10 protein-coding genes are annotated in these 14,392 nt (G+C 58.7%); 4 read left to right on the top strand and 6 right to left on the bottom strand.

The features are described 5' to 3' along the window. The gene (virB11, locus tag R9J51_RS06855; RefSeq protein WP_179506215.1) at positions 1 to 969 is read left to right on the top strand and encodes a P-type DNA transfer ATPase VirB11; all 969 of its coding nucleotides are present in this window, start codon (positions 1 to 3) and stop codon (positions 967 to 969) included. Beyond that, positions 966 to 1,337: a TrbC/VirB2 family protein gene (locus R9J51_RS06860; RefSeq protein ID WP_179506216.1), complete on the top strand. Its 372-nt coding sequence runs from the start codon at positions 966 to 968 to the stop codon at positions 1,335 to 1,337. Before virB11 ends, R9J51_RS06860 begins: the two co-directional genes overlap by 4 nt. A gap of 390 nt (positions 1,338 to 1,727) precedes the next feature. Here the strand turns inward: R9J51_RS06860 and R9J51_RS06865 are convergent, their stop codons facing one another. Beyond that, a complete protein-coding gene (locus R9J51_RS06865; RefSeq protein WP_066763960.1) occupies positions 1,728 to 3,098 on the bottom strand; it encodes an IS1380 family transposase in 1,371 nt (456 codons plus the stop codon). Between the two features lie 1,161 nt (positions 3,099 to 4,259). On the opposite strand from R9J51_RS06865, the gene R9J51_RS06870 reads away from it, so the two are divergent. Both R9J51_RS06870 and R9J51_RS06875 read left to right on the top strand, forming a co-directional pair. Next, entirely contained in the window at positions 4,260 to 8,570 is a 4,311-nt protein-coding gene (locus tag R9J51_RS06870) for an RHS repeat-associated core domain-containing protein (RefSeq protein ID WP_179506220.1), read from the top strand. Positions 8,571 to 9,010: 440 nt separating this feature from the next. After that, positions 9,011 to 10,381 (top strand): IS1380 family transposase, encoded by a 1,371-nt coding sequence (locus R9J51_RS06875; RefSeq protein WP_066763960.1) that lies wholly within the window; start codon positions 9,011 to 9,013, stop codon positions 10,379 to 10,381. 541 nt (positions 10,382 to 10,922) lie between these two features. Here the strand turns inward: R9J51_RS06875 and R9J51_RS06880 are convergent. Genes R9J51_RS06880 through trbF form a run of 5 tightly spaced genes read right to left on the bottom strand, consistent with a single transcriptional unit; the run spans position 10,923 to position 14,388 of the window. Beyond that, positions 10,923 to 11,114, bottom strand: coding sequence for an AlpA family phage regulatory protein (locus R9J51_RS06880; protein ID WP_218843553.1), 192 nt, complete (start codon positions 11,112 to 11,114; stop codon positions 10,923 to 10,925). Positions 11,115 to 11,140: 26 nt separating this feature from the next. Then, on the bottom strand, positions 11,141 to 11,374 hold the full coding sequence (locus R9J51_RS06885) for a DUF2274 domain-containing protein (protein ID WP_179506222.1): 234 nt from the start codon (positions 11,372 to 11,374) through the stop codon (positions 11,141 to 11,143). A 10-nt stretch (positions 11,375 to 11,384) separates the two neighbouring features. After that, positions 11,385 to 12,581, bottom strand: coding sequence for a TrbI/VirB10 family protein (locus R9J51_RS06890; protein WP_179506223.1), 1,197 nt, complete (start codon positions 12,579 to 12,581; stop codon positions 11,385 to 11,387). After that, on the bottom strand, positions 12,578 to 13,558 hold the full coding sequence (gene trbG, locus R9J51_RS06895) for a P-type conjugative transfer protein TrbG (protein ID WP_179506224.1): 981 nt from the start codon (positions 13,556 to 13,558) through the stop codon (positions 12,578 to 12,580). Before trbG ends, R9J51_RS06890 begins: the two co-directional genes overlap by 4 nt. After that, positions 13,555 to 14,388, bottom strand: a complete 834-nt coding sequence (trbF, locus tag R9J51_RS06900; protein ID WP_179506225.1) for a conjugal transfer protein TrbF — start codon at positions 14,386 to 14,388, stop codon at positions 13,555 to 13,557. The genes trbG and trbF overlap by 4 nt, the downstream gene beginning before the upstream one ends. Between the last annotated feature and the right edge of the window lie 4 nt (positions 14,389 to 14,392).

Below are 14,392 nucleotides of genomic sequence, written 5' to 3' on the forward strand. Positions count from 1 at the left end.
ATGCATGGCCGGGCCGGGCACTACCTGACTGCGTCGCTGGCACCGCTGGCACCGTTCCTCAATCAGAGCGACGTGACCGATATTTATGTCAATCGCGCGGGCGAGGTCTGGACGGAAAGTCTGGGCGGTCGGATCGAGCGGAACGAAGTGGCGGATCTCGATGAGGCGTCGTTGCTACGCATGGCGCGTCAGGTAGCGGCTTGGTCTAATCAAGGCATCAGCCGCGAGCATCCATTGCTGGCCGCGAGCCTGCCCGATGGCTCACGCATTCAGATCGTGATGCCGCCGGCAACGCGAACTGGCGTAGCTTTAGCCATCCGTCGCCACGTCATTCAGAGCCTGACGCTGGACGATTATCCCATGGTCGATGGCTCTATACCAAGCCGTTCAGAACAAATGGCCGCGTCCGACAGGGGGCACGATGTCGGACTTGGTCACGCAGCGCAATTGCGCGAGGCCGTGAGAGCTCGGAGAAACATTCTCATCTCCGGCGGGACATCGACGGGCAAGACGACATTCCTCAATGCACTGATGCGGGAGATCGATAGCAAGGAGCGCTTGATTGCTATTGAGGACACGCCGGAAATCGCCCTGGACCGGCCCAACAGCCTTGGATTGCTGGCGGCGCGCAACGAATTGCGCGAAGCTGCCGTGAGCACGGACGATCTGCTCAACGCCGCTTTGCGCATGCGCCCCGATCGCATCATCGTTGGCGAACTGCGCGGCAGCGAGGCGTATACTTTTCTGCGCACCGTCAACACCGGCCATCCCGGTTCGATGAGCACAATCCATGCTGACAGCCCGGAAGGGGCGATCAAGCAACTTGCGCTGCTAATTCTACAAACGGGCGCGCGATTGAGCTGGGAGAATATCGTCCATTATGTGCAATCGACCGTCGACGTGATCGTGCAACTCGAACGCGTTGGGGGACAGCGGCATATCGCCGCTATCTGGAGCAATTGGATATGAACGGCGGAACCGCGTCCCTGTTTGAATCGGCCCACACTCAAGCTTTTGGCGCCCTGGCGGATTGGCTGCGGGAATTTCTCTCTGGCAGCTTAGCAACGGCGCTGGGTATTGTAGCGATAAGTCTGGTCGGGCTGTCTCTGTTTCAGGGACGGTTGCGCTTGCAGCGCGCAGCTTTCGTTGTTGTGGGAATATTCCTGTTGCTGGGTGCGCCGATGATCAGTGCTGGTATCATCGGCAATCTGCATCCGGCTTTGCCTGCTATCGCAGACAAAACGGTCGCACCGCCCCCCGTGTTTCCCCAAAACAGACCTGCGTTGTCTGCCAATCCATTCGATCCGTACGCTGGAGCTTCTGTCCCAACGCAATGAATGGAGCGTCGGCGGATGAAACTATGCAGCGTTTTGGCTGGTTATGCGTGGTAATATTCTGCGACCTATACCGTGGCCGCAGGATTGACAGCGGTTTTGGCTCATGAGAAAGTCAGGTAAGAAATTGAAAATATTCATTCAGGCAAAGGTGCATGACACCATGAAGGTTCTTCTCATTCCCCTCATGACGTTAACCGCGTTTGTAGAGCCAGCCCACGCTAGCCCGGCTTATTCATGAGCCCGCTGCACTGGGGCGTGCCGGGTTTGATGTGTCGGTGGCCGCGTGATCCGGGCGCGCGGTTTCGGCGGCGTTTTTCGCCGCAGCAAAACCGATGGCTTTTCGAGGTTGATGGGCGATGGCTCGGGCTTTGTGCGGCACAGCCGCGCTGGCTATGTCGGCGCTGGCCGGAGACTGGTGGCGATGGCTTTGAACACGCCGGCGTCGGGGCATGCTGACGCGAAGGCGACACGGATGCGCGAGGCGGTCTCGATGACGCGGGCGGCGACCTTGAGCAGCCGCAGGCGCAGCGTTGCGAACTCGGCAGTGGCCAGAGAGGTGGCCTTGGGGATGGCCTGCTGGACGCGCCACATCAGCCAGTAGGCGGCGGTATGCAGGATGAGGCGCATCTGGTTGGCATTGGCCGAGCGGCACGAGGTGCGATCGCTGGCCAACTGGGTCTTGTGGCGCTTGATCAGGTTTTCGGCTTGGCCGCGCGCGCAATAGAGCGTGTCGTAAATGTGCTCGGGCGAGCCTTCTGTCAGCGAGGTGACGACATAGCGGATGTCCATGCCCAGCGTGCTGGCCTCAATCCGGGCGACGACGCGGCGTTGGCTCTTCCAGCTTTTGGCGCCGTAGCGGGTCTCGACATAGTTGCGCAGGACCGGATGTTGGGCCTGGGCCCGCTTGACCGCGCAGGCATCGGCGACGGCAACGATGGCCGGATCGGCCCGCAGCGCGGCGTTGGTCGGCAAGCCGAACACGTAATCGACCCCGGCCGCCTCGCAGAACGCCATGATCTCGGGACGGGCGTAGTGCCCATCGCCGCGGATGGTGATGTGGGTATCGGGCCAGTGCTGGCGGATATGACGCACCAGGCGCCGGATGTGGCCGGCACCTTCGGCACCCGACGGCGTCTTGCCAGTGCGCAGCAGCATCGCCACCGGCCGCCCGCTCGCGGTATCGTACACATGGATCGGCAGGAAGCAGCGCTCACCGTGATGTCCGTTCCAGAACGAGAGCTGCTGATAGCCGTGCACGACATCACACGTGTCATCGATATCCAGCGTCACCGCCGCCGGTGGGGCCGGATAGCTGGCACAGTAAACGCCGATCATCGCGACCATCATCCGGGCCAGTTCACGCGTGGTCGGTGCATTCTCCCAGCGGCTCATCGTCGGTTGGCTGGCCAGCCCCGCGCCCGATCCCGGCAACTTGCCCAGCGCCAGGCGGAAGCCCGGATCGTCGCGCAGGGCATCGAGATCATCGGCGTCCTCATAGCCACACGTGATCGCGAACACACGGGCACGCAGAATGTCATCGAGGCGATGGATCACCCGCGTCGGGTCACGCGGATCGGCGATGCACGCAGCAAGCTGCCGGCAGATCCCCATCGCGCGCTCGGCCTGCGCCAGCAGCAGAACGCCGCCGTCAGAGGTCAGCCGGCCACCGTCGAACGCGGTTGTGACCTTCTTGCCGCCAACCGCTGGAAACGAAAATCCCGGTGCGCTATCATCGCTCCCGGCGGGTGTGGTCCGTGGCATAAATTGCCTCGCTGAAGGACTGGTCTAGACACCCATTTTCCTACTGCAAAGCAATCGCTTACGCCACTCCCGCCAACCCTCTCACCCGCCGCGGTGAATAAGACAGGCTAGCGAAACGATCACGTGCACTTACGATGCTTTGGGACGCCTAGTGCAGGTGGTTCATTCCGGAACCGTCAATAATAACCTAAACACGGCATATAATCTCGACAAGGCCGATAACCGGGTCAATGTGACAGTGACTGGGGATCGTGATCTAAGCGATCACGTGCGTATGTTCATCGAAATGCCGCCGCACGTGATCGTCGCCCATTTCTTAGGATGGGCCAAGGTTATTATTTAAAAAAAATACAGTAAAAGGTCTTGCGTATCTTCAAGGACTACTGGGGCTAACGCTATTGCGAAGCGGCTACTTCTTGATAACGTGCGACGAGTTGCTCATGCCTAAGCGAGAACGGCACCCCCCCCCCAAGTTGAAAATCTGATACTGTTTCCTCGCGGAACTGAACGGCCATAGATAGGTTGGCGACCCAGGTGGCAGCCTCTAAGTCAGGATGTGGAATCCTTCGGCGGTGGTCAATTGCCGCCTATCAGCGGCGCAAAGCAGGCGAGGGCATCCGTGAGGGCAAATTTTGTTTTCGAATTCTGTGGCGCCGTGATTGGCACAAGTTGTTACGCATGAGGAGTTGCTGAGCAATATGCAAGAACTGTAGACGCGAGGGGTGCGGTATGTGCAAATTGCGTCTTCTTTCCGTCTTTTTTGCTGTCTCCGATTGCAGCACCCGCTCATGCACCGATGTGACGACGTATAGTTATAATCCATTGGAGCATTTGGTGCGGGTTGTTTGATCGGAAACCATAATGATAATCTGATTACGGTCGTGGTCGTGTCAAAGTGAATAATCGCGTTGGCGCGTTTGTTTTCGGTCGGTAACGGGCATATTTTGAAATTCGGCGCTCTAACAGCCCAATTTCTGCAGATACAGCGTTTATATTCCAGTTTTATCGTTAGAGGGAGGGGCTTTGTGAAGCGTATCGTTCGTTATCCGGCTGCTGACCAGATTTGAGGCGCGGTCGATCTCGACTTGCTGAAAATCCAGCTTACCGTGTGATTGCGAAAACCGGCGGATCATCCCAGATTTTAGTTCACATGAGGCATGTATGAAAAAATTGCTCTTAACTGGTGTTTCCGTAATCACGATATGTGGATGTGACGCTGCCTCCGCTCAATCTTATCAATATCCTACCAATATAAATCCTGACGAAAATAATGTGGACGTAGTTAATGGCGTTTTCATCCTGGCTAAAGATGGAATTTCTATAGGCCAGGCCAATGGGAGTTATTTAGATTATAGTATATATAATGGATATAATGGCTGGGATGCAAAATACAATTATTCCATAAAAACGTGGTCAGACTCTACTGGATCATATGCGGTATTTATTGACGGTCTAAAAATTTATAAATTCAAAATGAATGGATCCGTTTATGATTCCATGCTTCAGGATGGTGCCAAGCTAGAGAACTATAATTCATCTAATTCTCAATTTAAGTTCACGTTCCCAAATGGCGTAATAGTTTATATAAATTTTTATTCAAATGGGGTCGGCGGAACTTTTTCTGAAATACAGTATGAAGTTTACCCGGATGGAGCGAAGATTAATTTTTATTACAACAGATCTACTTATACAGTATTACCTTGCTCCCAAAGACCGTGTTCAGTTTTTACCGGAAGTCGGCTAAATACGTTGACTAGCTCGTCAGGCTATCAGCTTAAATTTTATTATAGCTCAAATTCTTTACTTTCATCTGCAAATTACGCGCAGTGGTCTAATTTAAGTTCTGTCGCCGCGCTCAACGCCGCGGTCGAGCGCTGTCCCGATACGGCTTCGTCTTGCACAACTGCTATCAATTGGCCGACGTTGAGCTTTAGTATTTCTCAGGAAGGTCCGGTTTATAAAAAGATTGTTACTTATCCATCTGGAAAATTTGATGTATATAGGGCGTCCGATGCTGGAGTTCAGCGAATTGAATCAATTTCATCTGGAGGCGCGACTTCTGCGAATACATCCATAAATTATTCTGGTGGACTGGTCTCCAGTATAACAAGGGGAGGTGTGCAGAAAAATTATAATTGGTCTGATTCTGGAGATGACAGGACTGTAAATGTTGTTGATTCTAATGGTAATTATAACTTAATAACTTCATCAATTTCGTTATTTGCTATAAAGTCTTACAGGCGTAAAGATGGTAGTAAATACACCTATCAATACAATTCTTCTGGATTGTTGGCGTATGTGATCCCTCCTGAGGGTGTAATTGCGTCTGGTTCGCCAACGTCGGGGTATACGAAATATTCTTATGACGCCAACGGGAATGTGACCGAGCAGCGCAGTGTTGCAAAGGTGGCATCGGGTCTGTCGGACGTCGTGCAATCATCTGGATATCTGTCGAGCTGTTCTTCAGGGGTGCTGTGCAACAAGCCAAGTTGGACGAAGGACGCCAAGGGCAACGAAACCGATTATACTTACGACAGCACGACGGGACTGGTGACCTCTGTCACAGGGCCTGCCGGCCCCGATGGGGTACGCCCGCAAACGCGCTATGCCTATACGCCCATGCAGGCCTATTTCAAGAACAGCTCCGGCTCGATTGTGGCGTCCGGACTGAATGTCTACATGCTGACGACAATTTCGTCATGCCGGACGCAGGCCGGGGCAGCCTTGACCGGGACAGCGGGGGTGGGGCCGTTCTCGCTTTCTGGAAGCGCCGCGTGCGTCAATAGCGCAGACGAGATTCGAACGACGATCAACTACGGGCCCCAAACCGCTGGTGTGGCTAACAACCTTTTGCCGATCTCGCGAACCGTCGCGACCGGGGACGGCTCGATAAGCGCAACCACGACCTTTGCCTATGACAACGTCGGCAACCTCATTTCGGCAACAGGCCCGCTTGCAGGTCAGATCTCCTATGCATTCTACGATGCTGATCGACGTGTGACTGGTGTGATTGGTCCTGATCCCGATGGCTCTGGTACGCGCCAGCCGGTGGCGGTGAAATACACGTATAATGCCAATGGCACTTTGGTTCAGACCGCAATCGGAACGGTGCCCAGCCAATCGACCGACTTGAGCAATTTCAGCGAAAGTTATCATACAGATGTGACTCTGGACGCTTACGACCGTCCGGTGCGTTCGACTGTTGTTGCTGGTGGCACAACCTATGCGGTCAACGATCAGCTCTATGACACCTTGGGCAGGCCGTACTGTGCCATTCAATACATGAATCTGTCTGCCATCCCAGGTTCTGCCGCATCGAGTTGCGCGCCGAGCCAGACGACCGGAGTTAGCGGGGCGGATCGGGTGACCAAGCAGGATTTGGATGCGATAGGCAGAGTTTTGGCGGTCACAGAAGGTGTAGGCACCACGGCCCAGGCTACTACCCAGACCAATGCTTATACCGCTAACGGTAAGCTGGCGTCGGTGAAGGATGGTCAGAACAATCTGACGACCTACGTCTACGATGGCTTCGATCGCCTGTCGCAGACGCGCTACCCTTCTCCGACGCAGGGCGCTGCCTCAAGCTCGACGACCGACTACGAGCAGTTGACCTACGATGCCAATTCCAACGTGACCCAGCGTCGCTTGCGCGACGGCAATACAATCACGTTAACCTACGACAACCTCGGGCGCATGGCCTCGCGCACGCCGAACGGCGAAAACGCAGTAAACTTCAGCTACAATCTGCTGGGCCAGGTGACAAATGTGCAGCGTCCTGGCGACGGGGTCAATTTGTCCTATACTTACGATGGCCTGGGCCGCCTGAGCAGCGAGACGCAGCCATTCGGGTCGGTCAGCTATCTCAATGACGTTGCCGGCAACCGGACTCGCCTGACCTGGAGCGATACCAACTATGTCACGTACGACTACGATCTCGCCGGCAATGTCACCGCGATCCGTGAGAATGGTGCCACCTCGGGCGTGGGCGTCCTGGCGTCCTATAGCTACGACACATTGGGACGCCGCAGTTCCGTCACCTATGGCAATGGCACGACCCGGACATATGCCTATGATAGTGTCAGCCGCCTTGCCGGCCTGAAGCTTGACCTGGGCGGGACGGCCTACGATAATCTCATTGGTGCTGTGGGCGGGACCGGGACTGCGATCGGCTATAACCCAGCTTCGCAAATTACCAGCCTCGTTCGCAGCAATGATGCCTACGCTTGGACCGGAGCGGTGAACACCAGTCGCGCCTATACGACCAATGGTCTGAACCAGTACACCGCCGCAGGTGGAGTCGCGTTCGGCTACGATGGTCGTGGGAACCTGACCTCTTCGGGCAGCTCAAGCTACGGCTACGATAAGCTCAACGAGATGATCTCCGGTCCCTCCGCGACGATGCGCTATGACGGTGCGGGGCGCCTGATCGAATATAACGCTCCCGCTTCGACCCGGTTCGTTTACGATGGCACCGCCATCCTGGCGGAAGTATCGGGTTCTTCAGGAGCGACGCTGCGCCGCTATGTGCCAGGCCCTGGCACGGATGAGCCGGTGGTGTGGTACGAAGGCTCGGGCCTGACCGATCGGCGCTTTCTCCAGGCCGACGAGCGCGGCTCGATCATTGCCGTAACCGATGGCTCGGGCAACGTCCTGGGCACCAATGCCTATGACGAGTTCGGCATTCCGCGTGCCAACAACATCGGCCGCTTCCAGTATACCGGCCAAGCTTGGTTCCCTGAGGTTGGGCTCGCCTACTACAAGGCCCGCTGGTACTCCCCCAGCCTCGGTCGCTTCATGCAAACCGATCCCATCGGATACAACGATGGGATGAATTGGTATAACTACGTCGGTGGCGATCCGATAAATGGGGTGGATCCGGACGGGCTCGAATTGGATCCCGATGGAACTATCGTGGTCTCGCATAAGAGGCCTAATATCAGACTCCCATTGCTTAGGTCTTTGGGCGCCGTTGGCGGAGGTGTGGGTGCAGTAGGTGGTGGTGGCGGTAGTAGCGGTCCTGCAGTTACAGATCAGAAAAATCAGAACTGTTCTGGTATATCAAGCAATCCAGGGAATGTGGCCCTTTCTGGAAATCTCATTGGCGTTGCTGATGTCATTGGCGGCTTCAAATTCACGGGTACTCTCACCGACACTAGACCTGGTGGAGCATCGGTTGACTTTGAGGCGACCGGTGTAGCCGTTGGGCTAGCCGCAGGGTCTTACGAAGTTAAGGGGACGCTTCCAGGCTTCAATTCACTCGATAGCACCTTTCAGATATCGTTTTTCCATGCAGAGGTGGCTGGTATAGGCGTTTCTGGTGCGCGACTATCGCGGGGAAGCCTTGGCCCATCTGGCGCTTTCGGAACTATCTCAGTCGATAGCGGTATTTCTCCGCTCGATGGGAAAGTGACGCCACCTCTCGGTGCTGCCACAATGAAATTTAATGGCGGTGCGCGTAGGAAGAGGTGCTAAGATGGTGAGATTGCTTGCGATATCTTTAATCGCGTTAGCCATTTTTTATGGATTTGGTGAGTATTTACTCCAGTCCGCTTGGCACTCTTCTCTTATAAGACGTGCTATGTATTTTGTATTTTTCTTTTATATCAATTATATTTTTGCAACAAAATATTGCAATTTGAAAATAATTTTATCGGCTATTTTGTCTATCTGTTTGTCAGTGATTGTCGTATTTTTATTGGAAATTCGGTGGATAGGCCTCGTAATTTTGATGATATACTTTTACGCATCTCTTTTGGCCGACCGGAAAGTCAAGGGGAATTTGATTTCGGAGGCCAGGTAGCCTAACCTGTCTTATTCACCGCGGCGGGTGAGAGGGTTGGCGGGAGTGGCGTAAGCGATTGCTTTGCAGTAGGAAAATGGGTGTCTAGACCAGTCCTTCAGCGAGGCAATTTATGCCACGGACCACACCCGCCGGGAGCGATGATAGCGCACCGGGATTTTCGTTTCCAGCGGTTGGCGGCAAGAAGGTCACAACCGCGTTCGACGGTGGCCGGCTGACCTCTGACGGCGGCGTTCTGCTGCTGGCGCAGGCCGAGCGCGCGATGGGGATCTGCCGGCAGCTTGCTGCGTGCATCGCCGATCCGCGTGACCCGACGCGGGTGATCCATCGCCTCGATGACATTCTGCGTGCCCGTGTGTTCGCGATCACGTGTGGCTATGAGGACGCCGATGATCTCGATGCCCTGCGCGACGATCCGGGCTTCCGCCTGGCGCTGGGCAAGTTGCCGGGATCGGGCGCGGGGCTGGCCAGCCAACCGACGATGAGCCGCTGGGAGAATGCACCGACCACGCGTGAACTGGCCCGGATGATGGTCGCGATGATCGGCGTTTACTGTGCCAGCTATCCGGCCCCACCGGCGGCGGTGACGCTGGATATCGATGACACGTGTGATGTCGTGCACGGCTATCAGCAGCTCTCGTTCTGGAACGGACATCACGGTGAGCGCTGCTTCCTGCCGATCCATGTGTACGATACCGCGAGCGGGCGGCCGGTGGCGATGCTGCTGCGCACTGGCAAGACGCCGTCGGGTGCCGAAGGTGCCGGCCACATCCGGCGCCTGGTGCGTCATATCCGCCAGCACTGGCCCGATACCCACATCACCATCCGCGGCGATGGGCACTACGCCCGTCCCGAGATCATGGCGTTCTGCGAGGCGGCCGGGGTCGATTACGTGTTCGGCTTGCCGACCAACGCCGCGCTGCGGGCCGATCCGGCCATCGTTGCCGTCGCCGATGCCTGCGCGGTCAAGCGGGCCCAGGCCCAACATCCGGTCCTGCGCAACTATGTCGAGACCCGCTACGGCGCCAAAAGCTGGAAGAGCCAACGCCGCGTCGTCGCCCGGATTGAGGCCAGCACGCTGGGCATGGACATCCGCTATGTCGTCACCTCGCTGACAGAAGGCTCGCCCGAGCACATTTACGACACGCTCTATTGCGCGCGCGGCCAAGCCGAAAACCTGATCAAGCGCCACAAGACCCAGTTGGCCAGCGATCGCACCTCGTGCCGCTCGGCCAATGCCAACCAGATGCGCCTCATCCTGCATACCGCCGCCTACTGGCTGATGTGGCGCGTCCAGCAGGCCATCCCCAAGGCCACCTCTCTGGCCACTGCCGAGTTCGCAACGCTGCGCCTGCGGCTGCTCAAGGTCGCCGCCCGCGTCATCGAGACCGCCTCGCGCATCCGTGTCGCCTTCGCGTCAGCATGCCCCGACGCCGGCGTGTTCAAAGCCATCGCCACCAGTCTCCGGCCAGCGCCGACATAGCCAGCGCGGCTGTGCCGCACAAAGCCCGAGCCATCGCCCATCAACCTCGAAAAGCCATCGGTTTTGCTGCGGCGAAAAACGCCGCCGAAACCGCGCGCCCGGATCACGCGGCCACCGACACATCAAACCCGGCACGCCCCAGTGCAGCGGGCTCATGAATAAGCCGGGCTAAATAGGCCTTCACCATGGTCTTCGCTAAGGTGCGTGGCTACTACCTGAACCCTTCCCTGATTAACCTAAGACTTGACGGGCGCAGCGGTCGGTCGCCGCGAGCGCAACAGAAACGGGACGCGCAATGCGGGACAAGCTGTTGTCGGAAGCATCGATTATTGATAGGGTCAACGTACCGTAGGGAGCGTGTACGGTGCTATTGTGCCAGTGCCTTGACGAGAAAGGCGCACAGGGCCTCGAACCGCACGGCTTTCGAGCCGGGTTTGCCGACGCGCAAGGCGACGTCGATCGGTTGGATACCCCTTTGCATACCCCAAAATTTGAGTTTGCCTCAAAATATTGAAAATAGGCAATATATTCCGGTGTTGCTTCACCATTTGCGCTTCTTGCCCTCGAAGCCGTCTTTGACGCGATCAATCCACGCAACGATCTCGCGCTCGCTCCAACGGGCCGTGAATGGCGACAGCTTGTAGGGCGCAGGAAAATCCGCCCGCTTGATCAGCCGGTAGATCATCGTCTTGCCGAGGCCCACGCGGCGTTTGACCTCGTCGATCAGCAGCAACCGATCACATTCCTCCGACGGACGCGTCACTTTGACGTCTCGCGAGCGAGGGCGTCGCGGGCGCGGAGGAAGCCGCGATCGCTGTCCAGAAAGGCAGATAATATGGCCGGGATCAGCTCGGCTACGGGCTCCTCGCGGCCATAGGTATCGGCGTAAATCCGGGCATAATCAGTCAGGGCAAGATGCAGGTCGGGCATGACCATGATGGTCAGTTTCACCGGTGTGCGATCGGGGATGCGAGCCAGCTTGAGTTCGGGCATCGAAGGCCTCCTATGGTTTCCAGGGTGCCAGAATCAGATCGCGATGCACGACAAGCCGGATGGGGGCTCCTGGGCGTATCGTGATCGTGGGCTGGATCTGCAGATTGCGGGACGTGAGCTGGTCGCCCGCACGAGACACGTTCTGTTGGGTTGATTCCCGGATCGCCTGGACGAGATCGCTTTCGCCGGTGAATGTCAGGTTCGCGCCCACCCCGAGCATGGTCGAGACCGCCACACCCTTGAGCAGCGACCAGGTGTGAAAATCTACCTTGTCCGAGAGGCCCGCATAGCCCGAGGGATCGGTAGCCGGCACGTTATCGATCCGGATCGAACTGCCGTCTGGCAAGACGATCCGCTGCCAGACCACGAGCGCGCGGCTCTGCCCGAATGCCACGACCGAGTCATAGCTGCCGATCAGCCGCGCCCCCTGCGGAATGAGCAGCATACGCCCGGTGGCACTATCATAGGTGTTCTCGGTAACCTGCGCGGTGACCAGCCCCGGCAGGTCGGAGCGCAAGCCGGTGATCAGGCTCGCTGCAATCACGCTGCCGGCCGACAGGATATAAGGTGATGGCGGTGGCGTCAGGACATGCGGATTGATGTCGCCACGCGGATCGAGGCTCCCGACGAACGCTTCCTTGCGTCCCTGCGCATTGGGATCGGTGACCGGATCGAGCGCCAGTTTCGACGGACTGGGTTGGGTGCTCTCTGCGGCCGATATGCTTGCGGTCGTTGCCTCTGGAGCAGGGGCTGATTGCCGGTTCTGCACCAGCAAGCCGGATTCGCGCGCGGCTTTCACTTCGGCGAGCTGGCGCTCATGCTCGGTGGCCTCGGCCTGCTGGCGTTGCTGGTCGCTCGGGTTGACGTCAGCCGCCAGTTGTTGCTGGCGATCAAGGATCGGTTTGCCGAGGTCGCCAGGCAGCGGCGGCCCGAGCCGTGGCACATCGCCGTAGGTTGCCGGCAAGCCGTTCAGCGTATCGCTGGCATGGTGCTGGTCGGGTTGCGACAGTTCCTCCTGCCCCGCGGCGCCATGGAACAGGCGTGGCTTGAGCGCCAGCCAGGTCACCGTCACGAGGCTGATCGATCCCACAGCCGCGATGGCGATGATGACGCTGCGCTTGAATCGGATCGCGCGTGGCGGTCGCGAACGCAGCGCCAGGCTCTCGGGATCGAGCTTCCCAGGCGATGTCGCCGCCGCCTCGGTCACGACGGCCTCCGCAGGCTGGTCGCTTCACCGGTCCGGCTGATCCGCACCACATCCTGATGCTTGAGCCCGAGACGCAGCTCTGCCGCATCGAAGATCCGGTCGACGATGTAATAGCGACCCTGCACACGGTAGTTGACCAGTTGGGCATTGCCCTTGGTGTCGACCAGGAACAGCGGCGGCGCCTCGCTTTCGCCGAGGCTGGCCGGGAACTCGATGAACGTCTGCCGTCCGTCATCGAACGCGCGCAGTGGCCGCCACCCAGGCTTGTCGCCAGTGATCGCATAATCGAAATGCAACCGGTCGACGGACAACCCCGAAGCCACTGGCTGCGTCGCGCGCGCCGCTTCGGCCGCAGCCTTGAGCGCGATCAGCGCGTCCTGCGGATAAGTCCACGATAATGCCGACATGGCGGTGCGCGCCGTGCTGGTCAGCGCGAGATGATAGGTCCGGCGATCAGTTGTCACGACGATGTTGGTGGCGAGCCCGGCCGAGAAGGGCTTCACCAAGACATGCGTGCGTTTGGCTTCGCCTGAATTGCTGCCACTTCCTCCGGATGTGGTGTCGCCGATCACCCAGCGCACGGTGTCACCCGCCGCCACCGCCACCAGCGTCTCGCCGGGCTGGAGCGCGATGTCGGTGACTCGCCCGGGCGCGGTCAGCACGTGGTAGATCACGCCATCGCTGTAGGGAAAGACCTGCACCGCATTGAGATAGCCGCCGGTTGCCGGCTCGAGCGTCGCGGCGCGATTGGCGGCGCGGACCCGCCGTTCGGCTGGGGAAGCGGGGATATGCCGGCGACGCGATTTCGGCTTAATCGCCTTCGGTGGTGGCGAGACGACGGGGGCGCGAGGCGGCGTCGCTATCGCTGCCGTCTGCACCGCTGGCTTGGCCGGCAAGGATGGGGCGCTCGACGGGGTGTGGGCCGGCGTGGGAGCCGCGACGGCCAGTGCCGTCGCCGCGAGAAAGGCGATTTTCATGGCTGGGTCTCCTGATTTGTGGGGGCGCCGAGATTGGGATCGAGCGGCGATCCGGCGGGGATGCTGGCGGGCGGCGGTAGCGCCGCGCGCGCTGGCGTAACGGCGGTTGGCGTCGCTGGTGACGAACCGGTGGGCTCGAGCTCGCGGCTCCAGTCGATGGCGTCGACATAGATGCCGAGTGGGTTCTTCCGCAGCGTATCGGCGTTGGTCGGCGGTACCATCTGCACGGTCAGGATCGCGGTCCAATGCGAGCTTCCTGCCTGGGCGCCGCACTCGTAAGCGGTCTCGACCCATTTGAGCTGGAACGACTTGTCCGAGGCGCGCACCACGCTGGTGACCTGCACCGAGACGGTGCGCTCGCCGATGTGAGCGAACGGATCGGTGGCGCGGGCGTAATCGCCAAGGAATAGGCTCCCGCGCTTCGTCGTGAAATCATACGCGGAAAGCCAGTCCTGCCGCATCAGCACCGGATCGAGCGAGACCGACCGGACATGCTCGATGAACCGGGAAAGGAACCAGGCCACCTGGCTGTCGGTCGGCTGGTAATCCTTGTCGGCCGGCTGGACCGCGCGCGCTTCACCCAGCTTGTCGACCTCGACCACATAGGGCACGACACGGCTTTGCAGCGACTGCCAGAGCAGGCCGCCCGACAGCACGGTGGCTAGGCCGAGGCAGCCAAAGGCCATCAGCCGCCAATTGCGGGCCTGGACGCGGGCCGAGCCGATGCGCTCATCCCAGAGCTGTCCTGCCCGTTGATAGGGCGTCTCGGGCTCGGGTGTATGGCCGTATCGCTGCACGGCGCGCCGGAACAATGTCGAATGCGAAAGCATGGGG

This window comes from Novosphingobium rhizosphaerae (assembly GCF_050920675.1).
Classification (GTDB): Bacteria; Pseudomonadota; Alphaproteobacteria; order Sphingomonadales; family Sphingomonadaceae; genus Novosphingobium; species Novosphingobium rhizosphaerae.